The organism is Caballeronia sp. DA-9, from assembly GCF_051615025.1.
GTDB classification, from domain to species: domain Bacteria; phylum Pseudomonadota; class Gammaproteobacteria; order Burkholderiales; family Burkholderiaceae; genus Caballeronia; species Caballeronia sordidicola.
The window spans coordinates 236,949-259,110 of sequence record NZ_CP195133.1; the positions used below are offsets into that span (position 1 = coordinate 236,949).

Sequence of the window (22,162 nt, forward strand, 5' to 3'; positions counted from 1 at the left end):
CGGGAAGAAAGACATGCTTAAGAACTGGTCGATTCGTACTACGCTGACGCTCGTGGGCCTGCTGTTCGTCGGCTTTGCCGCCGTGGTAGCCGCGCTGTCGCTGAACGGCTTGCACGCGGCCGGCAATTCGCTGTCCGTGCTGGCCGACGGCGACATGGTCTCGACGCGCGCGCTCAACGACGCGTCGTCATACCTGCTGCGGGCCCGCGTGACGCTTGATCGCGTGCGTTCGCTCGATGAAGCTGGCAAGACCGACGAAGCCAAAAAGGCGATCGATCGCGGCCAGGTCCTGCTCGATAAATCCAACGAGAACTGGAAGCTGTTCCTCGCCACGCCGAAGCCGACCTTGCCGCAAGCCATGCTGGACGAAGTCGTCGCCCGGCGCGACGCACTGATGCGCGAAGGCGTGGAACCGGAGTTTGTCGCGATTCGCGCAAACGACCTGCCGGCATATCACGCGATCGCCGACACGAAGATCAGCCCGATGTTCGTGGCGCAGGACGCGGCGGCGTCCGCGGTCGTGGACTTCATGCAGAAACACGCCGATATCTTGCGCGTGGATGCACAGGCGAATATTGCGTTGCTGATCCAGGTGATCGTGGGCGTGATGGTGCTCGCGGTGTTGACCTTGATTGGCACGCGCTTCGCGATGGGCGGCATGATCGTGCAGCCGATCAACGAAGCCGTGGATCACTTCGAGCGCATCGCGCGCGGCGACCTGACCCGCTCCGCGCACACCGATAAAACCAACGAGATCGGCCGCTTGTTCGCGGGTATCGAACGCATGCGCGTGAACCTGACCGCGATGGTCGGATCGGTGCATCACGGCGCGGAATCCATCGACGTCGGCGCGCGCGAGATTGCGAGCGGTAACACGGATCTGTCGCAACGCACGGAAGAACAGGCGGCGTCGCTGCAGGAAACGGCGTCGAGCATGGAGCAGCTCACCAGCACCGTGAAGCAGAACGCCGAGAACGCGCGGCAGGCTTCGCAACTGGCCGTGAACGCGTCGGACATTGCATCGCGCGGCGGTGAAGTCGTTGAACAGGTCGTAAGCACGATGAACGCGATTTCATCGAGTTCGAGCAAGGTGGTGGACATCATCGGCGTGATTGAAGGAATCGCTTTCCAGACGAACATTCTCGCGCTGAATGCGGCCGTGGAAGCGGCGCGCGCCGGCGAAGAAGGGCGCGGATTCGCGGTCGTGGCGGGCGAAGTGCGCAGCCTTGCGCAACGCAGCGCGGCGGCGGCCAAGGAGATCAAGTCGCTGATCGGCGACTCGACGGCGAAGGTCGAAAGCGGCTCGCAGCTCGTGGCGCGCGCCGGCACGACCATGGATGAGATCGTCCAGGCGGTGCGCCGCGTGACGGACATCATGGGCGAGATCAGCGCGGCGTCCGAAGAGCAATCGCAAGGCATTGAACAGGTGAGCCGCGCGGTCGGGCAAATGGACGAAGTCACGCAGCAGAACGCCGCACTTGTTGAAGAAGCGGCGGCCGCTGCGGCGTCGCTTGAGGAGCAGACGCGCAAGCTGAAGGATGTGGTTGGCCACTGGCAAGTCAGTGGCGACACAGCGCAGGAACGCGTTGAACCATCGGTTGCCACGCCGGCCAATGCAACCCACGCCACCACGCCGATAAAAGTTGTTTCGCGGCCTAACGTCGCGGCCAATCGCGCCGTTAATAAGGATAACGAGAAGGTAACTGCGAAGGTTATCGCAGCGACTCCGGCTTCTTCTGAAGAAGCCGCACCTGTGGCGAAAGCACCAAAGCTCGCTGCAACCGCAGCCGGTGACTGGGAAACCTTTTAAGGCAGTGGCAGAAGAGCATGCAGCCCCAACGCACGTTCCAGCAGAACAAAGGCTAGATGATGGCAACGCGCTCACCCGTCGATACTTCCCGCGACCGGACCCGAAACGGTTCGGAAGTGGAACGCGACTTCGAATTCACCAGCGCCGATTTCGGGCGCATTCGCGAGCTGATTCACCGGCGCGCGGGGATTTCGCTGTCCGAGCATAAACGCGACATGGCGTACAGCCGTCTCGCGCGACGGCTGCGCGCGTGCAACATCGATACGTTTCGTCTTTATCTCGATCGCCTCGAAGCGCAGCCGGACAGCGCCGAGTGGGAAGCCTTCACCAATGCGCTGACCACAAACCTGACCGCGTTTTTCCGCGAATCGCATCATTTTCCGATTCTTGCCACGTTCGCGAAGAGCCGGCCGCAGCCGTTCTCGGTGTGGTGCTCGGCGGCGTCGACGGGGGAGGAACCGTATTCCATCGCCATGACGCTGATGGAAACACTGGGCGATTCCGCCGCGCGCCACTGCACGGTGATCGCGACGGATATCGACAGCCAGGTTTTGCAGAAGGCCGACGCGGGCGTCTATTCGCTCGACTCGGTGAAAACGCTCGGCGCGGAACGCCTGAAGCGCTTCTTCCTGAAGGGCACGGGCGCGCACGCGGGCATGGTGAAGATCCGCCCCGAAGTGCGGGCCATGGTGAAGTTCGAGCAGCTGAACCTGACGGATTCCAGGTACGCGCTGCCGGGCCAGTTCGACGCGATCTTCTGCCGCAACGTGATGATCTACTTCGATAAACCCACGCAGGCGCAGGTCCTCGCGCGCTTCGAGCCGCTGATGAAAAGCGGCGGCCTGCTGTTCGCCGGGCATTCGGAAAACTTCACTTACGTGACGCAGGCGTTCAAGCTGCGCGGCCAGACGGTATATGCGTTGTCGCGCGACTCCGTTGCTGCGCCGGCCAGGAAAAAGGCGCTCGCCGGAGAACTGGCATGAGCGCATTGCCGATCGCGACGAACCTTTACTTCGACAACCACTTCAAGCTCCCAGGCGTGAAGCTGTTGCCGAACGAGTTCTACATGACGGGCGAAAACATGGTGCTCGTCACGGTGCTCGGTTCGTGCGTGGCGGCGTGCATTCATGACCGGACGGCGGGCATTGGTGGAATGAACCATTTCATGCTGCCCGACGACGGCGCCGACGCGTCGCAATCCAGTTCGGATTCCATGCGATACGGCGCGTACGCCATGGAAGTGCTGATCAACGAGATGATCAAGCGCGGCGGGCGGCGCGAACGTTTCGAGGCAAAAGTATTTGGCGGCGGCGCGGTGCTGGCGGGCATGACGACCATCAATATCGGAGACCGCAATTCCGAGTTCGTGCGCCGCTATCTCGCGCTGGAAAAGATCCGGATCGTGGCTGAAGACCTGCAGGGCATGTATCCGCGCAAGGTCGCATTCATGCCGCGAACCGGCCAGGCGATGGTCAAGAAACTGATCACGCAACAAGATCCAGGCGTGGTCGAACGCGAGAAGGCGCTCGTGCGGCAAACGCCAGAAGAACGCAGCGAACGGTTGGCAAAGGCGCGTGCGCGCGTCGAGTTGTTCAGCCAGCCGAAAGCGAAAACACCCGATAAACCCCGCATCGAATTGTTCGGTGCCGCAGCCGGCCTGCAGCGAACCGTCCGCGCGAAGACGGCGGAGGAAGCATGACAATGGCCCGGAGCACCGAACCGAAGATCAGCGTGTTATGCGTCGATGACTCGGCGCTCGTGCGCAGCCTCATGACCGAGATCATCAATTCGCAGCCCGACATGCACGTATGCGCGACCGCCCCCGATCCGCTGGTCGCGCGCGATCTGATCAAGCAGCACAACCCGGACGTGCTCACGCTCGACGTGGAAATGCCGCGCATGGACGGCCTCGATTTCCTTGAAAAGCTGATGCGGCTGCGGCCGATGCCGGTGGTGATGGTTTCGTCGCTGACGGAACGCGGTTCGGAAATCACCCTGCGCGCGCTCGAACTCGGCGCGGTGGATTTCGTGACCAAACCGCGCGTGGGCATTCGCGACGGCATGCTGGAATACTCGGAAAAACTCGCCGATAAAATCCGCGCCGCCGCGCGTGCGCGCGTGCGGCAAACGCCTCATGTCGTGCACGCGGCACCAGGTGCGGGCGGCGCGGCCGCTGCGGCCAAGCCCACGCCGAATCTGAACAATCCGCTGGTGAGTACGGAAAAGCTGATTATCGTTGGGGCATCGACGGGCGGCACCGAAGCCATTCGCGAACTCCTGTTGCCGCTGCCGCCCGACGCCCCCGGCGTCATGATCGCGCAGCACATGCCGCCGGGCTTCACGAAGTCGTTCGCACAACGTCTCAACGGCCTGTGCCGGATCGCCGTAAAAGAAGCGGAGCACGGCGAGCGCGTGCTGCCGGGCCACGCGTACATCGCGCCCGGCGACGCCCATCTGGTGCTCGCGAGGAGTGGTGCGAACTACGTCGCACATCTCTCCGATGCCCCGCCGGTCAACCGGCATCGGCCATCGGTGGATGTGCTGTTCCGTTCCGCCGCGCAGCATGCCGGCAAAAACGCGCTTGGCGTGATCCTGACCGGCATGGGCCGCGACGGCGCGCAGGGCATGCTGGAAATGCAGCAGGCCGGCGCCTACACGTTCGCGCAGGACGAAGCGAGCTGCGTGGTGTTCGGCATGCCGCGCGAAGCCATTGCAACCGGCGGCGTGAGCGAGATCGCGCCATTGCAGGAAATGACCCGGCGCGTGATGGCGCGCCTCAATTCCATGGGCGAGCGCACGCAGCGCGTCTGAACCCGCCCGCCAGATTCGAATACCCGTGCGGCGTCTTGCGCCGCCAGAAGAAAACACCGGAATACAAGGAGCAGTGAAGATGGACAAGAACATGAAGATTTTGGTCGTCGACGACTTTCCGACGATGCGCCGTATCGTGCGAAACCTGCTGAAAGAGCTGGGTTTCTCGAATGTGGATGAAGCGGAAGACGGCGCGGCCGGTCTGGCGCGCCTGCGTGGCGGCGGCTTCGAATTCGTCATCTCCGACTGGAACATGCCGAACCTCGACGGGCTTGAAATGCTCAAGCAGATTCGCGCCGACGCGACCCTTTCGCACTTGCCCGTGCTGATGGTGACGGCGGAATCGAAGAAGGAAAACATCATTGCCGCGGCGCAGGCCGGCGCGAGCGGGTACGTGGTCAAGCCGTTCACGGCCGCGACCCTCGACGAGAAGCTCTCGAAGATTCTCGAAAAGATGGCCAAGGCCGGGAGCTGAATCGTGAACCAAATGACGACCCAGGAAGCGCTTACGGTGATCGAGCAAGAAGGGGATGCATCGAGCGATCGCATTTTGGCGCGCATTGGCCAGTTGACGCGCACGCTGCGCGATTCCATGCGCGAACTCGGCCTCGACAAACAAGTGGAAGCCGCCGCCGAAATGGTTCCGGATGCCCGCGATCGCCTGAAATATGTCGCAACGATGACCGAACAGGCCGCGGATCGCGCGCTGAACGCCATCGAACTCGCAAAGCCGCTGCAGGAAACCATGCAGCGCGACGCCCAGGCGCTCGACGCCCGCTGGGAGCAGTGGTACGGCGCGCCGCTGGACAATGCGGACGTAAAGACCTTACTCGCCGATACACGCGGTTTTCTCCAGCAGGTGCCGGTTCACACCGTCGCGACCAACGGGCAATTGCTCGAGATCATGCTCGCGCAGGATTTTCAGGATCTGACCGGCCAGGTAATCAAGAAGATTACTGACGTGGTGTACGTGATTGAACAGCAGCTTCTTGGCGTGCTGCTGGAGAACATTGCGCCCGAACGGCGCGAACAGTTCGCGGCGCAAGCGGCGGCGCTGGCGGCATCGAACGTAATGAGCACGCCGGACACGTTGCTGAACGGCCCGCAAATCAATCCGGAAGGCCGCACCGACGTGGTTCAGGATCAAACCCAGGTCGACGATCTGCTCGCCAGCCTCGGTTTTTGAGCATGCGTTTTTGACGCGCCCGGGCGATGTACATGGATGACATCGGCCCGGAGCGCGTCAAAACGACACCGGTTTCAGCCATTTCACCCAAATTCACGTCGTAACATATCTTCACTTTCCCGAGATCGACGCATTCGGCTGGCATACTTACGTCTCGACAAACGGTTCGCACTGCGTGCGGCGTTTCAGCAGACAAAATTGTGCATCGCTTGAAATAATCGAACGGAGAAGCGAAGTGGATACTTCGATCATTTCATCCGGCTTTCGGCGCGCTCACGCGCTCGTAAGCCTGGCAGCAGGATTGACGTTCGGCTTGCTGGCCGTATCGCCCGCTTACGCGGTGCTCGGCGGCGCGCCCATGACGGCACCTTCCGGCGCTACCGTCACCAATTCGGTATCGCATGCGGCATCGGCGTCAGCAGCTTCGGCGGCGTCATCGGCCTCGGCAAGTTCTTTCACCGTGCGTACCACCACGCTTCCCGTGGGCACCGTTGTCAATGAATACGTTGGCGCGGACGGCACGGTGTTCGGCATTGCGTGGCAAGGCCCGCGAATCCCCGATTTGCCGACACTGCTCGGCAGCTACTTCCCGCAATACGTCCAGGGCATCCAGAACCAGCGCGCCAACGGCGGCGGTCGCGGGCCCGTGAGCGTTGCGGGCAGCGCCCTCGTTGTCCGTTCCGGTGGCCACATGGGCGCGTTCGTCGGCCAGGCTTATCTTCCGCAAGCCCTGCCGGCCGGCGTCAGCGCCAGCGACATTCAATAACGGACGGAGACTTTAACCATGCGTCCGATGTTTTCATCGTCGTCTTTATCTTCGCTCTTGTGCTTCAAGTCGGGCTTGTTCCGCTGGCTCGCCGTGCTCAGCTTGTCCCTGTTTCTTGCGGCCTGCGGCGGCGGAGGCGGTGACTCCGACAACAATTCCGTCAGCAGCCCAGGCGCCAACAACGGCGGCGCGGGTTCCAGCGACACACCCGGTGCGCAGCCCATCGCGGCCACTGCTGCGAACACGGTGCCCATTACTGTTGGCCCCGGCGCACAAAATTTCATCAATATTCCGAACGTGAGCGTGACCGTCTGCGCGCCCGGGACCAGCACGTGCCAGACCATCGACAACATTCAGGTCGATACCGGCTCGTACGGCCTGCGTCTGGCCAGCGACGCCGCCGCGCAAATCATCACGAATCTGCCGATCAACCAGTCGACGAGCGGCGGCCAGCTTGCGCAGTGCACGCAATTCGCCGATGGCTTCACGTGGGGCACCGTGCGCACCGCCGACGTGAAGATTGGCGGCGAAACCGCGAGCGCCATTCCGGTCCAGGTCGTGGGCGATCTGGCCGACTCCACGGTCCCGGCGTCGGGTTGTATCAATGGCAGCAACGAGCGTACGTCGCGGCAACTGGGCGCGAACGGAATCCTGGGCGTAGGTGTATCGCCGACGGATTGCGGGACTGCCTGCACGAATCCAGTGACCAGCAATTACTACTCGTGTCCTTCGGGCACGAACTGTTCGCAGGTGGCCGTGGCGGTCGCGAACCAGGTTGTGAATCCGGTGACGAAGTTCGCTACGGACAACAACGGCGTGATCGTGCAATTGCCACCCGTGGCGAGCGCGGCGGCTTCGGTGACCGGCACGCTGGTGTTCGGGATCGGGACGCAGAGCAACAACACGCTGACCGGCGCAACGTCGTTTCGCTCGTCGGCGTTCGGCAACCTGAGCGGCACGTACAAGGGCGCTACGGTGACGACGATCGTCGATTCGGGCTCGAACGGGCTGTTTTTCAACGACACTTCGTTGCCTGCCTGTACCACGACCTTCACGGACTTTTATTGCCCGGCAAGTTCGCAGACTTTGTCATCGACGGTGCGTGGTCTCGACTGTACAACGGGCACAGTGAATTTCACCGTTGCCAACGCGAAGACGCTGGCGGGCAGTGGCACGAACTACGCGCTCAACGGGCTGGCGGGCAATATCGGTTCGTTCCCGACGCTGTTTGACTTCGGCCTGCCGTTCTTCTTCGGAAGGCACGTGTATTTCGGATTTGGCACGAACGGAAACTCGCCTTTCGTGGCGTTCTGAACGGCTTCGTGCGAGCGCTGCGCGCCAGGAGCGTGACGTCGAAAAGCTCAGCGTGAACCGCACTTGCAATCGTTGAACGGATGTCCAACGTTGCAGAGTCGGTTCAGCGAGCGCGCACGCTTATTTACGCCTCGTCGCGATCGAATCCGACCTGCAACCCATAGCGGCACGCAGACGGCCAGGCGTCACGCCAAGCCGATGCGTAAAAGCGGCCGTCATGTGCGCGTGCGACGAGAATCCCACGGTCAACGCAACATCGCACAGATCGTGCGTCGATGTTCGCAACAGGACGCGGGCATGCGCGAGCCGCCTGTCGATAAGATAGCTGTGCGGGCTCTTTCCGGTAGCGGCCTTGAACGCGCGAATAAAAAATCCTTCCGACAGGCCCAGGGCGACCGCTATTTCCGCAACACGCAGTTCCTGACTGATCCGGGAATCGATAAATTCGTCAATCAGCTTGAGCCGCGCGGGAGTCATCCAGCGGGCTTCCCGGGCTTCCTTCGACGATGCGTTGAGTTCTTTCCGGATCCGCTCGAAGAGCACGCCTGCATTTTCCTCCACCCATAGCGCCTCCCGCGCGCTGCCGAGCAGCGCGCTTCTGATACGTTGTGCCGCGGCGATGGCCGCCGGATCGATAACGTTGTTGAAGTGGCGCAGCGCCTGGTTTTCGATTTGCGAATTTGCCTCGTCAACGACAAGCAGATATTCGCCACCGTTTTTCGACGATGAAAACACCTCGCATTCACGCGGCACAAACGCGAGGCTGTTGGGTTTGGTGCGAAAAGGCGTGACTCTGTCGCTGGCGAACGCGTGAACGCCGGACTGGCTTTCGAACGCGAAACCTATCGCGGATTGATTGGGACGATACGAGACCTCGTACGAACATCGCGGAAGCAATGTTATATAAAACGCACCCGCTTTAGTCGTGCGAATCAAATGGTCAAAATCGCCAACATTTCGAGACAAGGGCATTTCCTTTTTATCATGGTGATTATCCGGGCGACGCCTCACTCAAGGTCAGTTTTCTGATAGCGCGCCAGGCCACGAGGTTTACGATAGTAGACCCTAAGCATCACGTATTAGTTGGCCGCAACATTTTCTGACGAATTTTTGGTTTGTCAGAGAACAAAGGGCGCAGAGGGTAATAAATATTAACTTGCGGCAAAGATCCAACTTCGAGAATCGAGGTCTTACTGCATAAGCGGCCGCCACGTGCCGCAGGAAACCTGCGGTTAAATGAGCAGGCAGGGCCGAACCCAGCGCTTATTTCGCGGGACTAATAATGAGAGAGATCGTCACAAATTTGCTCAAGGCCGCGCTGATGGAGTGCTGCCCACCGCGATTCATTGAAAAGGTAACGCGTCACCCGTGCTTTGCACTCGCAGTTCTAGACGCAGAGCAGGACCTCGAAGCATTTTCGATGAAGGACCCCGCTTCGCAAGGGGCAGCAACAGCGATTGCTTTTGGTTACTCGTCGTACAAGGCGGTCGTGCACTATCGGCTTGCACACGCACTTCTGTTAATGGCGCCAGCGAATCAAGCGGAGCTGATCGAATTTCACGCCAATGCAATGCTGATTTCGTGCCGGGGAAAGTTGATGTCCGGGGCGGAAATCCATATTCGCAGCCAGATCGGCAGACGCTTCGTTCTTGACCACGGCTGCGGAACGGTCATCGGCGAGACGGCGGTGATAGGCGACGACTGCTACATGCTTGGCGGCGTTACGCTCGGCGCAACCGGAATTGCCGGGAATGCATCGAACAAGAGACATCCCACGGTTGGCAATCGAGTTCAGATCGGAGCGTTCGCTCGACTATTCGGGAACGTACATGTTGGCGATGACGTATTCATCGGGCCTCACTGCGTAATCAAGGAAGACATTCCCCCTGGGTCCGTAGTGACGCTCAAAAGTGAATTACAGATCACCCGTAGACGGCAATATCGCCCCGCCTCCAACACACTGATCACAGCACAGGCATAAGAACATGTTCGCCCTTAATCGTAAAACAAATAAGCGTTACTACGAAGATCCATCTTTATGGGAATGCATTGGCCGGGTCGTAAAGGTCGACGCAAATCATGTGGAACTCGATTCGACCGTGGCCTATCCCGAAGGTGGTGGACAGGACGCGGATCACGGAACGTTGACCCTTCCTGACGGCATACAGATTCGCTTCAATCATGCGCGAAAAATGTATGGCAATCGCGCTCGAATCCCGGACTTTCCTGACATTCAGGTAGATGGAATCATTGAGCACGTTGTGCATGAAGACGATGTGCCTCAACTTGCCCTGCTCACCGAGGGTATGGCAGTGGTGGTATGCATCGACCGGTTGCGTCGGGCACGTTTGTCACTGAGCCACACTGCGTCCCACTTGCTTTATCTTGGCGTGGCGAACGTGCGGCCAGATGCGATTGCCGCCACGCTGGGGTGCCATATCCGGCCCGACGCCGCGCGGTTCGACTTTGGGATTGCGGCGCGGTTCACAAGCGAAGAAGTACTGGAGATCGAGCGCTTCGCCAATGCAATGGTTCAGCGTGCAAGCCCAGTACGCGTTTATGCGCATAGTCAGATTCCCGATGCCCGCTATTGGGAATGCGAGGGCAACGTGATCCCCTGTGGCGGCACACATATTTGCTCGACCGAGGCGATAGGACCCATGCAGGTAACGCGCAAAAGCCTTGGCAAAGGCAAGGAGCGGTTAGCCGCAACCTTCAACGAAGCAATATTCGATCTGCGCTCACAAAACAGTCTGAATCGATAACCCGCAAAAAATAAGAGACTTTTTGTATGAGCACTGATCTTCTCCCCGGACAGCGGAAGCTGCCCGTCGAGCGCCTTCCCGGTTCCACCTACGTACTGTTTCTATGTCAGGCCGTCAATCTGACCGCTGCCGTCATTTCCGTTACGGTGGCTGCATTGGTCGGCGCAGAACTGGCTCCGAATCCGGCGCTTGCCACAGTGCCCTATGGCGTTCAGTTCGCGGCGGTTGCGCTGCTCACCTATCCTGCCGCCAACATCATGCGTTGCTTCGGGCGTAAGGCCGGCTTCCTTTTGGGCGCCATTTTGCTGATCGCCGCAGGATGGCTCGGGTATTACGCGGTAAGTCGTTCGAGTTTCATCTTGCTGGTCGCAGCTCACGGCTTGCTCGGCGGTTACGTTGCCTTTGCGAACTACTATCGTTTTGCTGCCGTTGACAATTTGCCTTCTACCTTGCGATCCAAGGGCCTATCCCTTGTTGTAGCTGGCGGCGTTCTCGCGGCCGTCACAGGTCCGGCGATATCGATCGGCTTCCAGAATGTAGCTGGCTTTGCGCCGTTCTCGTTGTGTTACGGGTTCCTGATCGTATTGGGCCTTATCTCCATCGGCCTGATAGGGATCTGGAGGCCGGGGACGTCGCTCGTGCCGTCCGCAGTCCGGTCGACACGTTCGTCTATTGGCTGGACGCCACCCGTTTGTCTTGCCATGTTTGCGTCTGCGAGTGGCTACTTCGTCATGAACCTCTTGATGGTTCAGGCGTCGCTGGTCATGGAAGCAATGTGCGTCTCGTTCACAGCGAGTACGTTTGCTGTGCAAGGACATGTTCTTGCGATGTTCGCGCCATCGTTCTTTACGGGTGCGCTGATTTCAAAGGTGGGCTTCAGAAAGCCGCTGCTCGCGGGCTTCCTGCTGCTTGTTGCCGCGTCGCTTCTGGGAATGTGGAATCTGGGATATGGGGCAATGGTGGTAGGACTGGTTTTACTTGGGGCCGGCTGGAACCTGAGCTACGTGGGCGGAGGCGCACTTCTCGCCGCCAACCTCTCAGACGGGGATCGGTATCGATTCCAGGGAATCAATGATTCCGTTATCGCCATCTGCGCGACCCTTGGCGCATTTGCCCCCTCGATTTTGCAGACGACCATTGGCTGGCGAAATACCAACCTGCTTTGCCTATGTATTACTGCACTTGGCTTTGGCTTGGTGTGGTCGATCCTTCTAAAGCGCAAAACGATTAACGCAACATGACAACCGTGATCGACGCACCCGACGCAAAGGCACCCCCTACGGCAAAACATCAAGTTACGGATCTTTTAGAGGTTCTGCCCGGACTCCTTGCAAAATTCGAGTGCAACAACGCAGGCGGCAGCCACAAGGTTCGTGCGGCGCGGTACATCGTCGACTCGGCGATTGCGACCGGCGCCATTGTTCCCGGACAAACAACCGTAATTGAAAAGACTGGCGGAAACTTTGGGTTCGGACTGGCACTAGCGTGCCGGCCGCACCGGATTCGCGTAGAACTCGCAGTAGGCCTGGGCTTCAGCCAGCTCAAACGGCAATATCTTGCGTTTGTGGGCGCCCGTTTAGTGGGCGCGTCCATGATGGAGAAAGGCGCGACGCCTCGTGACGTCGTGCAATGGCATCTCGAGCATGCGGACGAACTGGGCCGGCACTATTTTTATACAGATCAATTTGCCAACAAGGCAAGTGTCGCCGCGCACGAACTGGAAACAGCGCCAGAGATTGCACATCAGCTCGCGGCGTGGCCACATGTGCGAAAGCTGACTTTTGTGGCTTGCGCCGGAACCGGTGCGAGTCTCACCGGCATAGCGAATGGATTGATCTCGGCTGGATATTGCGTCGATGTCATTCTTGTAGAGCCGGACGGCTGTGACGCGCGAAACGCGGTTTTTGTGGACCACAAGCTGGAGGGTATGTCGGTTGGTGTCGCGCCACCGTTCCTGGACTGGGCCATGATCAAGGAGACACGCGCAGTTGACTACGCAAATGTCGCCGCCGCGAAATCTGATTTCGCACGCCGGACGGGATTCTTGGTTGGCAACACCACGGCTGCATGCTTGTCAGTTGCAATGCCGCTCGCGGCCACCATGCGGGCAGACAGTAAGGTGCTGACACTTGTGTATGACCATGGACTTTGGTACACGCCCGCCTGAAGTTGCTGCGTTGCCGAAAGGCTTTGACGTAGCTCGCCGTTGCCGTCCTTATTTCTCCGGCCGAGGTTTCCTCGGCGCTTTCTCCATCGCCCGGTCGTAGAGCCATCGCGGCACGACATGCAGCAGCGCGCCCGCCACGCGCATCTGCCACGGAAACGTGGCAAATCTCTTCTTGTTCGCGATGGCATCGGCCGTCTTCCTGGCGAATACATCGGCGTCCATGAGAAAGGGCATTGGATAGGGATTGCGGCGCGTCATTTCCGTGCGGATATAACCCGGCGCGATCGTCACCACCGATACCCCCGCAGGCCGCATCTCCACCCGCAAGGCTTCGAGATACTTCAACGCCGCCGATTTCGATGCGCTGTACGCCCCCGATCCCGGCAAGCCCCGCACGCCCGCCACGCTTGCGATACCCACCAGCGTGCCGCGTCGCCCGGCAACCATCCGCGCCACAAACGGCTCGAACGTCGCGACCATGCCGAAGTAGTTGATGTCCATTACTTCGCGAAATACATCGAGATCGCCGTGGCCGGTCAGCGCACCCCGGCTGATTCCCGCGTTGGCGATGACGACATCGGCGCCGCCGTGAAGCGCGCAAAAATGCTCCGCCGCTGCGCTTAGCGCGGCGGCGTCGCGGACGTCGGCGGGATAAAGGGAGATCGATGCAGAAGGAAAGCGCGCGGCGAAAGCCGCAAGTGTGTCGCCGCGACGGGCAACGAGACCGAGCACCGCGCCGCGCTTTAAATATTCCTCGGCGAGTGCGAGCCCAATGCCGCTCGACGCGCCGGTGATGAAAACCCTCAGCCGGGCCGGCGTGTCGTTCGTGGCGGCGTTCACGTTTTTACATCTTCTTCGCGCGAATCTGGTTCACGATGAAATCCATGACCTGAAGCGTTCCCGGCAGGCTGTTTGTTGTCGCCGGACCCGTTTCGTACTTGCCCTGAATGGCGATGGTCGGTACACCGTCGATCTTGTACGCATCGAGCAGCTTCTTGTCGCGCTGCAGATTGCTTTGCGTGGAGAAAGAGTTGTATGCGTCCAGGTATTTCTTCTTGTCGACGCCTTGCGTGGCGAGGAACGTAGCCTGCGCTTCCGGCGTCAGCAAGTAATCCTTCTTCACGTGAATCTCGTTGAACACGGCGGGCGTGAGCTTGTCGGCGAGACCAAGGGCATCGAGCGCGTGAAACATCTTCGAGTGCGGAATGAAGTCATCGCGAAAGGCGACCGGCACACGCTTGAACACCACGTCAGGACCTTGCTTCTTGATCCACGCTTCCAGGTACGGGTCGAATTCGTTGCAATGCGGGCAGCCGTACCACATGAACTCGATCACCTCGATCTTGCCCTGTGCTTCAACCGGTTGCGCTGCTTGCAGCACGGTGAAGTCGGTGCCCGCGACAGGCGCTGCCGGCGACGCGTGGGCGGCGTTCATGACGCTCAGGGAACCGGCCGCGAGGCCGAGGGAAAGAGCGAGGGCGCTGAAGAGTTTTTTCATGGTGACCGAGAATGTGCGTGAGAGGCAAAAGGGGAACACACGACGCTTAAAGGAAGCTTAAGGGCGGTTATGAGCCGGCTGTCCCGGTCAAGTGGCCGCGCCCGCCCGGTAGGTCCGAGGCGGGCGCGGCCCATGAAACCTGCCAATGAATCACTGCTTCGAGAAGCGGATGACGGCGGTATCGACGCCTGCATCGGAGAGACGTTGACGCACGTTGTTCATGTCTTCGAACTTCGTGAACGGCCCGATCCGTACGCGGTAATACGTGACGTTGCCGGCATCGCGTTGCGTGACCTTCGACTCGAACCCCTGGAAGCCGAGACGGGCGCGCTGCTGTTCGGCGTCGGCTTGCGTCTTGTAGGCGCCCACTTGCAGGAAGTAGCCGGTGTTCACGTCGCCGGGAGCGGGCGGCGTGACCTTGGCCGTGGACGAAGCCTGTGTATCCGCTGGCTTCTTGGCCGGCGCGGTGGTCGAGGAACCGCTCGGCGCAGTTGCAACCGGCGGCACGGCGGCCGGCGCGGCGGGCTTCGGCGCGACGGCGGTGCCGTTGGCGCTGGGCGGCACTTCCACGATCTGCGGCTCGTCCAGGATGCCCGACGACTGCGTCTGGTTGTTCGTCTGACCCGGCGCGGTATTCGGCGGCGCCGGCTGTGCGGCTTGCGGCACAGCCTGACCCGGCGTCTTGCCCTGCAGCGGACGGTTCGGATCGTAGGGCTGGCCATTCGCGGGCGCCGATCCGGCGTCGCTCGGGGCAGGCGCTACCTTCGCCACGAACGGGGTGGGCGCGCGCGTGATGTACAACGCCACGATCACTGCAATTGCGAGGCCGACAATCAAGCCCAGCACGATACCGAGAAAAGTGCCCCCGGTTTGCTTCGACTGCTTCGACGTGCTGCGTGGTTTTGCCATCGTATGAATCACCTGCAAAAAGTCTTCTGAATGGGCGTCGATTATAACGGCGGCCTTGGCCGCGCCATGGCTCGAACGGTCGCACAGGCGCCGGGCCGGACCGGCCGGGCGCCTCGATCACATCTTGACGGGAGCCGATACGCCGATCAGCGCGAGACCGTTTTCGAGCACTTGCCGCGTGGCGGCCAGCAGCGCGATACGCGCGTTGCGCACGCCGTCTTCGTCCACCAGCACGCGCTCCGCATTGTAGAACGAGTGGAATTCGCCCGCGAGGTCTCGCAGATAGAAGGCGACGGCGTGCGGCGCGAGTTCGTCGGCGGCGTGGGATAGCATGTCCGGATATTCCGCGAGCTTGTTGAGCAGCGCCATGGCGCGTTCGCTCGAGAGCGGCGTGAGATCCACGTTCGGCAGCGTGGCGAGGTCGCCGGCGTAGCGCGTCTTCCAGTCACCGAGAATCGTGCAGATCCGCGCGTGCGCGTACTGCACGTAATACACCGGGTTCTCGTCGCTTTGCTTCAACGCGAGGTCGATATCGAAGACGAACTCCGTATCGGCCTTGCGCGATATCAGGAAGAAACGCACGGCGTCGCGACCGCGGCGGATCGTGTCTTCATCGATCTGATCGGGCGCCACCTCTTCGCCCGGCGTCATTCCACCCGACCATTCGATCAGGTCGCGCACCGTCACGTAACTGCCCGCGCGCTTCGAGATCTTCACTTCCACCCCATTGCGCATGACCGTGACCATCTTGTGCAGCACGTAGTCGGGATAGCCCTTCGGAATGCCGGTGCCAAGCCCTTGCAGCCCCGCACGGACCCGCGCAATAGTGCCGTGATGGTCCGAGCCCTGCACGTTGATGACCTTCGTGAAGCCGCGCTGCCACTTCGCCACGTGATACGCGACGTCGGGCACGAAATACGTGTACGTGCCGTCGGACTTGCGCATCACGCGGTCCTTGTCGTCGCCGTCGTCGGTCGTGCGCAGCCACAGCGCGCCGTCCTGCTCGTAGGTCTTGCCCGCCGCGATCAACGCATCGACGGTCGCCTGCACGCGGCCTTCGTTATACAGCGACGACTCCAGGTAGAACTGGTCGAACGCCACGCCGAACGCGGTCAGGTCCAGATCCTGTTCATGGCGCAGATAAGCGACGGCAAAGACGCGAATGGCGTCGAGGTCATCCACGTCGCCTTTCGCCGTCACGGGCGCGCCGTCCTTGGCCGCGACCGTCGCGCCGGCCAGATAGTCACGCGCGATGTCCGCGATGTATTCGCCGTTGTACGCGTTCTCGGGCCATTCTTTATCGCCGGGCTTGAAACCGCGCGCCCGCAATTGCGTGGAGGCCGCGAGATTGCCGATCTGCACGCCGGCGTCGTTGTAGTAGAACTCGCGATGCACCTTGTTGCCTTGCGTGGCGAGCAGGTTGGCGAGGGCGTCGCCAAGCGTCGCCTGCCGGCCGTGGCCAACGTGCAGCGGCCCGGTCGGATTCGCCGAGACGAATTCGATCAGCACCTGCTTGCCTTCGTCGCGCGTGCTCTTGCCGTAATTCACGCCTTCGGCAAGAGCCGCCGGCACGACCGATTGTTTCGCCGATGCCGTCAGCCGCAAGTTGATGAATCCTGGACCGGCGACTTCGGCCGTTTCCACCAGACCCTGCGCCGCAGGCAAGCTCAGCACGGCATCCACGATTTGCTGCGCCAACTGCCGCGGATTCGCGCGCAGCGGCTTGGCGAGCTGCATGGCGACATTCGACGCCACGTCCCCGTGCGCCGCGACCTTCGGGCGTTCGAGCACGATGGTCGGCTCGACGAAGTTCGCTTCCGATGCGCCTTGCGACGCCTGTACGACCTGCTTGACCGCATCGGTCAGCAGCGTTTCGAGGGTATGTTTTTGTGCGGGCAGCATGCTGGTTCTCAAATCCGGTGATGTGTTCGTTCGTTTCGCGCGCCGGTATTTCATACCACGTACCGGCAATGAACGCGGCAAACAGAGGTCGGGCAGTCGGACAGGACTGCCTCGCGCGCATGCGCATATTCTCGTCTGGAGGCAAGGCTGGAGCCCGTCCAGGAGGCCACAACGGACCAGGCTTTCTGTATCCGGCGCAACATTTGCTCAGGTAAAACGGGATTTTAGCAGGTGCTAATATGTCGAATCAGGGTCGAGTCGAGGGAAAGAATCAGGAGCCGGAACAATGGACCGCCGCTCTGGGCTGCTTTGGCCGGACATTGCCGCGTACCTCGCTCACTACCAACAACAGGCCAACAAAAGGAAAGGGACCTTGTCATGCTGATCACATTCAAAACCAGCGCTGCACCCGACGTGCAGATGCTCGATAACCTTGCTGACTACTTGCTTGGCATCGTCGGGAAACGGCTTGGAGAGCGCGGCGTCATTACGCACGACGAATTGCCGGGCTGCATTCAGAAACTGGAAGCAGCGGTCGCAGTGGACAAACAGGAACGCGCCGAACACGACGGCCATTTCCATGAAGGCGAAGCCGGCCACGAGCCGCATGAGATTCCGGTGGGACTGTCGCAGCGGGCTTATCCGTTTCTCGACATGATGCGTCTCGCGCATCAGGCAAACAGCGACATTCTTTGGGGCGTCTGAACGCCGTTACTGCAGGTCTTAACACAGCACATAAAAAACCCCGCAATTTTTAAATTGCGGGGTTTTTTTATTCGGATCAATGCAGCACTTCCTGAACGCCTATTGCGAAGCCGGCATATCGCTCATGCCTTTTTTCGCTTTCGGCTTGCGGGGTTTTTTCTTGTGTTCGGTGACCGGCGGCGAATAGCTCGACGCAGTGCTCGAACTCGCGCCCGTACCGGGCTTCGGGGCATTGCCCTGTGCGAAAGCAGCCGGACTTCCCGATGTACATAGCACGGCGACCGCTACGGCGAGGACAGGCGTCAGCTTGATCATTTTCGACTTTCTCCGAGACGTTTAAAGAGTGCGTGACCGTCGCCATGACGACCCTGCGCACACTTCCAAGTGTAAGGAAAACCAAAATAACCGGAACAAAGTTCGCCAATATTGTGCTTTTGTGATTCCCGGTATCAGCCTAGAGCAAAGGCGCCAGCGCCCGCTCGGCGTCGTTCTTCGATATCGCCATGCGTTGCGCGAAACTTTCCACCTGATCGTCGGCGATCTTGCCGACCGAAAAGTAAGTACTTTCCGGATGCGCGATGTAAAAGCCCGAGACACTCGCCGCCGGCAACATGGCAAGTGACTCGGTCACTGTCATGCCGATCTCGTTCGCCTGCAAGACGTCGAACATGTCCTGCTTGACCAAGTGGTCCGGACACGCCGGATACCCCGGCGCCGGACGAATCCCGCGATACTTCTCTTCGATCATCGCCGCGTTATCGAGCGTTTCGCCGGCCGCGTAACCCCACAATTCACGGCGCACCCGCGCGTGCAGCGCCTCCGCGAAGGCCTCGGCGAAACGGTCCGCCAGCGCCTTCAGCATGATTGCGCTGTAGTCGTCGTGATCGGCTTCGAACTGCTTTTCCTTCTTCTCCACGCCCAGACCCGCCGTCACCGCGAACAGACCGATGTAATCCGCCACGCCCGATTCCTTCGGCGCAATGAAATCCGCCAGCGACCGGTTCGCGCGCTGCACGCCGTCCACAACAGGGCGCACCGTTTGCTGGCGCAGATTGCGCCACGTCATGGCGACTTGCGTGCGCGTGTCGTCGGTATAGATTTCAATGTCGTCGTCGTTCACCGTGTTCGCCGGCAACAGCATCACCACGCCGTTCGCCTGCAGCCAGCGGCCCTGGATGATGCGCGAGAGCATGGACTTGCCATCGGAGAAAACACGCCGTGCCGATTCGCCCACGAGTTCGTCGTTGAGAATGGCCGGATACGGCCCGGCGAGATCCCAGGTCTGGAAGAACGGCGCCCAGTCGATGTAATTCGCCAGCTCCGCCAGATCGTAGTTCTTGAACACGCGCCGCCCGATGAACGTCGGCTTTTTCGGCTCGTAACTCGACCAGTCGATCTTCGTCTTGTTCGCGCGCGCTTCGGCGTAAGTGACCATTGGCGTGGCCTTGCGGTTCGCGTGCTGCGTGCGGATGCGTTCGTAGTCCGTCTTCAGGTCTACGAGATATTTGGTCGCGCCGTCATCGGAAAGCAGACTCGACGCTACCGATACCGACCGCGATGCATCCGGCACATAAACTACGGGACCGTCGTAATGCGGTGCGATCTTCACGGCCGTATGCACGCGCGAAGTCGTCGCGCCGCCAATCAGCAGCGGCGTTTGCTTGCCGCGGAAATAATCGTCGCGCTGCATTTCGGATGCAACGTAGGCCATCTCTTCGAGACTCGGCGTAATCAGCCCCGACAAGCCGATGATGTCCGCGCCTTCCTCCTTGGCCTTCGCCAGGATGGTCGCGCAGGGCACCATCACGCCCATGTTGACCACTTCGAAGTTGTTGCACTGGAGTACGACGGAGACGATGTTCTTGCCGATGTCGTGCACGTCGCCCTTCACGGTCGCGATCACAATCTTGCCCTTCGGCCGGACGTCTTCGCCGGCGTCGGCCATGCGCTTCTTTTCTTCCTCGATGTATGGAATCAGATGCGCCACGGCCTGCTTCATCACGCGCGCTGACTTGACCACTTGCGGCAGGAACATCTTGCCCGCGCCGAACAGGTCGCCAACGATGTTCATGCCGTCCATCAACGGGCCTTCGATCACGTTGATCGGACGTCCGCCCGCGGCTTCAATGCGCAGGCGGACTTCCTCCGTATCTTCCACGATGAAATTCGTGATGCCGTGAACCAGCGCGTGTGCAAGGCGTTTGTCGACGTCCTGATTGCGCCATTCCAGGTTCTCTTCTTTCTTCGCGGCGCCGGTCTTGAATTTATCGGCGATTTCGAGCAAGCGGTCCGTGCCGTCTTCACGACGATTCAGCACGACATCTTCCACGCGCTCGCGCAGTTCGGGATCGAGGTCGGCATACACACCGAGCTGTCCCGCATTCACGATGCCCATGTCCATGCCAGCCTGGATCGCGTGATACAGAAACACGGTATGGATGGCCTCGCGCACCGGATCATTGCCGCGAAACGAAAACGACACGTTCGACACGCCGCCGCTGATCTTGGCGAAGGGCAGGTTCTGCTTGATCCAGCGCGTGGCGTTGATGAAGTCGACGGCGTAATTGTTGTGCTCTTCGATACCCGTCGCGATCGCGAAAATGTTTGGATCGAAGATGATGTCTTCGGGCGGGAAGCCGACTTCGTTCACGAGGAAATCGTACGAGCGCTTGCAGATCTGCGTCTTGCGCTCGAACGTGTCGGCCTGGCCGTCTTCGTCGAATGCCATGACGACGGCGGCCGCGCCGTATCGGCGGATCAGGGTGGCGTGATGGCGGAACGCTTCTTCGCCTTCCTTCAGCGAGATCGAGTTCACGACCGCCTTGCCCTGCACGCATTTGAGACCGGCTTCGATCACCTCCCATTTCGACGAGTCGATCATGATCGGCACGCGCGAAATGTCCGGTTCGGAAGCGATCAGGTTCAGGAACCGCACCATGGCCGCTTTCGAATCGAGCATGGCTTCGTCCATGTTGATGTCGATGATCTGCGCGCCGTTCTCAACCTGTTGCCGCGCGACGGCCAGCGCCTCGTCGAACTGGTTGTTGAGGATCATGCGTGAGAACGCCTTCGATCCCGTCACGTTGGTCCGCTCGCCCACGTTGATGAAGAGCGACCCTTCGGTGACGTTGAATGGCTCGAGGCCGGAGAGGCGCATGGTGTGATCGGTCATGGTGTCCCTGAACGTTGCTTCATTGCTTCGCTGTTGTGCCTGGGTCTTGTCAGGCGGCTTCCCGATAATGCGACGGCCACTTCCTCGGCTTCACATCCGCGAGCGCCTTCGCGATTTCCGCGATATGTTCCGGCGTCGTTCCGCAGCAACCGCCTGCAAGATTCACAAGTCCAGCCTGCGCAAATTCCTTCAGCAGGTTCGACGTGACGTCCGGGGTTTCATCGAAACCGGTATCGCTCATTGGATTGGGCAAACCCGCGTTCGGATAGCACGACACGTAGGTGTCGCAAAGCTTCGCCAGTTCCGCGATGTACGGCCTCATCAGCGCCGCACCCAGCGCGCAGTTCAAGCCGAAGGTGAGCGGGCGTGCGTGACGCAGCGAGTTCCAGAACGCCTCGACCGTCTGCCCCGACAAGATGCGCCCGGACGCGTCGGTCACCGTGCCGGAAATCATGATCGGCAGCAATTCGCCGGTGTCTTCGAACAACTGATCGAGCGCGAACAAAGCGGCCTTCGCGTTCAGGGTATCGAAGATGGTTTCGACCAGGAACAGGTCGCAGCCCGCGTCCATCAACGCCTTCGCCTGCGCGTAATAGGCGTCGCGCAGTTCATCGAAGGTGACGTTGCGCGCGGCCGGGTCATTCACGTCCGGAGAAATGCTGGCGGTTTTTGGCGTTGGCCCAATCGCGCCGGCAACAAAGCGCGGCTTGTCCGGCGTGGAAAACGCGTCGCACGCTTCACGCGCCAGTTTCGCCGATTGCGCGTTCATTTCGTCCGCGAGCGATTCCATGCCGTAGTCGGTCTGGGCCACGGTCGTGGCGCCGAACGTGTTCGTTTCGATAATGTCCGCGCCGGCCGCCAGATATTTGTCGTGAATCTCGCGAATCACATGCGGCTGCGTGATCGACAGCAACTCGTTGTTGCCCTTGATATCGCGGTCATAATCGGCGAACCGTTCTCCCCGATACGCGGCTTCGTCCAGCTTGTAGCGCTGGATCATAGTGCCCATTGCGCCGTCGAGAATCAGGATGCGCTGCTGCAAGAGCGCAGGCAATACGGCGCCGCGGGTATAGGGACGGCGTTCAGCGGCCGATTTCGCGGGGACGGACTCAATGGACGGATCAGCAGACGGATTCATGACGGACATGGCTCCAAAC

21 protein-coding genes are annotated in these 22,162 nt (G+C 60.5%); 13 read left to right on the forward strand and 8 right to left on the reverse strand.

The genetic code is table 11. The features are described 5' to 3' along the window. The first annotated feature begins 13 nt into the window (after positions 1-13). From ACRWA7_RS17270 to ACRWA7_RS17305, 8 genes are all read left to right on the forward strand, one after another. Positions 14-1,810 carry a methyl-accepting chemotaxis protein gene (locus ACRWA7_RS17270; RefSeq protein WP_438395139.1) on the forward strand — a complete coding sequence of 599 codons (1,797 nt, stop codon included), beginning with the start codon at positions 14-16 and terminating at the stop codon, positions 1,808-1,810. A gap of 56 nt (positions 1,811-1,866) precedes the next feature. Beyond that, positions 1,867-2,793, forward strand: a complete 927-nt coding sequence (locus ACRWA7_RS17275; RefSeq protein ID WP_438395141.1) for a CheR family methyltransferase — start codon at positions 1,867-1,869, stop codon at positions 2,791-2,793. Next, the gene (gene cheD, locus ACRWA7_RS17280) at positions 2,790-3,509 is read left to right on the forward strand and encodes a chemoreceptor glutamine deamidase CheD (protein ID WP_438395142.1); all 720 of its coding nucleotides are present in this window, start codon (positions 2,790-2,792) and stop codon (positions 3,507-3,509) included. The genes ACRWA7_RS17275 and cheD overlap by 4 nt, the downstream gene beginning before the upstream one ends. 2 nt (positions 3,510-3,511) lie before the next feature. Next, complete coding sequence (locus tag ACRWA7_RS17285; RefSeq protein WP_060817387.1) at positions 3,512-4,621, forward strand: protein-glutamate methylesterase/protein-glutamine glutaminase; 1,110 nt, start codon at positions 3,512-3,514, stop codon at positions 4,619-4,621. A gap of 79 nt (positions 4,622-4,700) precedes the next feature. After that, complete coding sequence (gene cheY / locus ACRWA7_RS17290) at positions 4,701-5,096, forward strand: chemotaxis response regulator CheY (RefSeq protein ID WP_060817386.1); 396 nt, start codon at positions 4,701-4,703, stop codon at positions 5,094-5,096. 12 nt (positions 5,097-5,108) lie between these two features. Next, positions 5,109-5,807 carry a protein phosphatase CheZ gene (cheZ, locus tag ACRWA7_RS17295; protein WP_438396677.1) on the forward strand — a complete coding sequence of 233 codons (699 nt, stop codon included), beginning with the start codon at positions 5,109-5,111 and terminating at the stop codon, positions 5,805-5,807. Positions 5,808-6,042: 235 nt separating this feature from the next. Next, on the forward strand, positions 6,043-6,573 hold the full coding sequence (locus ACRWA7_RS17300; protein WP_374728602.1) for a DUF2844 domain-containing protein: 531 nt from the start codon (positions 6,043-6,045) through the stop codon (positions 6,571-6,573). Between the two features lie 27 nt (positions 6,574-6,600). After that, positions 6,601-7,887, forward strand: a complete 1,287-nt coding sequence (locus tag ACRWA7_RS17305; RefSeq protein ID WP_438396679.1) for a DUF3443 family protein — start codon at positions 6,601-6,603, stop codon at positions 7,885-7,887. Between the two features lie 120 nt (positions 7,888-8,007). Here ACRWA7_RS17305 and ACRWA7_RS17310 read toward each other — a convergent pair whose 3' ends face one another. Continuing rightward, complete coding sequence (locus ACRWA7_RS17310) at positions 8,008-8,853, reverse strand: helix-turn-helix domain-containing protein (protein WP_438395144.1); 846 nt, start codon at positions 8,851-8,853, stop codon at positions 8,008-8,010. A gap of 316 nt (positions 8,854-9,169) precedes the next feature. On the opposite strand from ACRWA7_RS17310, the gene ACRWA7_RS17315 reads away from it, so the two are divergent. The 4 genes from ACRWA7_RS17315 to ACRWA7_RS17330 all read left to right on the forward strand — a co-directional run bounded on the left by ACRWA7_RS17315 (position 9,170) and on the right by ACRWA7_RS17330 (position 12,819). Next, positions 9,170-9,868, forward strand: a complete 699-nt coding sequence (locus tag ACRWA7_RS17315; protein WP_438395146.1) for a serine O-acetyltransferase — start codon at positions 9,170-9,172, stop codon at positions 9,866-9,868. Between the two features lie 4 nt (positions 9,869-9,872). Then, on the forward strand, positions 9,873-10,652 hold the full coding sequence (locus ACRWA7_RS17320; protein ID WP_060817382.1) for an alanyl-tRNA editing protein: 780 nt from the start codon (positions 9,873-9,875) through the stop codon (positions 10,650-10,652). Between the two features lie 146 nt (positions 10,653-10,798). Continuing rightward, positions 10,799-11,893 (forward strand): MFS transporter, encoded by a 1,095-nt coding sequence (locus ACRWA7_RS17325; protein ID WP_438396680.1) that lies wholly within the window; start codon positions 10,799-10,801, stop codon positions 11,891-11,893. After that, on the forward strand, positions 11,890-12,819 hold the full coding sequence (locus ACRWA7_RS17330) for a PLP-dependent cysteine synthase family protein (RefSeq protein ID WP_438395148.1): 930 nt from the start codon (positions 11,890-11,892) through the stop codon (positions 12,817-12,819). The genes ACRWA7_RS17325 and ACRWA7_RS17330 overlap by 4 nt, the downstream gene beginning before the upstream one ends. A 48-nt stretch (positions 12,820-12,867) precedes the next feature. Here ACRWA7_RS17330 and ACRWA7_RS17335 read toward each other — a convergent pair whose 3' ends face one another. From ACRWA7_RS17335 to argS, 4 genes are all read right to left on the reverse strand, one after another. Next, complete coding sequence (locus ACRWA7_RS17335) at positions 12,868-13,659, reverse strand: SDR family oxidoreductase (protein ID WP_438395149.1); 792 nt, start codon at positions 13,657-13,659, stop codon at positions 12,868-12,870. Between the two features lie 4 nt (positions 13,660-13,663). After that, positions 13,664-14,317, reverse strand: a complete 654-nt coding sequence (locus ACRWA7_RS17340) for a thiol:disulfide interchange protein DsbA/DsbL (protein ID WP_438395150.1) — start codon at positions 14,315-14,317, stop codon at positions 13,664-13,666. Between the two features lie 150 nt (positions 14,318-14,467). Further along, positions 14,468-15,226, reverse strand: a complete 759-nt coding sequence (locus tag ACRWA7_RS17345) for an SPOR domain-containing protein (RefSeq protein ID WP_060817755.1) — start codon at positions 15,224-15,226, stop codon at positions 14,468-14,470. A 117-nt stretch (positions 15,227-15,343) separates the two neighbouring features. After that, positions 15,344-17,128: an arginine--tRNA ligase gene (gene argS / locus ACRWA7_RS17350; protein WP_438395151.1), complete on the reverse strand. Its 1,785-nt coding sequence runs from the start codon at positions 17,126-17,128 to the stop codon at positions 15,344-15,346. Between the two features lie 378 nt (positions 17,129-17,506). On the opposite strand from argS, the gene ACRWA7_RS17355 reads away from it, so the two are divergent. Further along, complete coding sequence (locus ACRWA7_RS17355) at positions 17,507-17,833, forward strand: DUF1840 domain-containing protein (RefSeq protein ID WP_060817376.1); 327 nt, start codon at positions 17,507-17,509, stop codon at positions 17,831-17,833. 99 nt (positions 17,834-17,932) lie between these two features. Here ACRWA7_RS17355 and ACRWA7_RS17360 read toward each other — a convergent pair whose 3' ends face one another. From ACRWA7_RS17360 to ACRWA7_RS17370, 3 genes are all read right to left on the reverse strand, one after another. Continuing rightward, positions 17,933-18,148 carry a hypothetical protein gene (locus tag ACRWA7_RS17360; protein ID WP_438395152.1) on the reverse strand — a complete coding sequence of 72 codons (216 nt, stop codon included), beginning with the start codon at positions 18,146-18,148 and terminating at the stop codon, positions 17,933-17,935. Positions 18,149-18,287: 139 nt separating this feature from the next. Beyond that, positions 18,288-21,005, reverse strand: a complete 2,718-nt coding sequence (metH, locus tag ACRWA7_RS17365; RefSeq protein WP_438395153.1) for a methionine synthase — start codon at positions 21,003-21,005, stop codon at positions 18,288-18,290. A gap of 49 nt (positions 21,006-21,054) precedes the next feature. Next, entirely contained in the window at positions 21,055-22,143 is a 1,089-nt protein-coding gene (locus ACRWA7_RS17370) for a homocysteine S-methyltransferase family protein (RefSeq protein ID WP_438395155.1), read from the reverse strand. Positions 22,144-22,162: the final 19 nt, after the last annotated feature.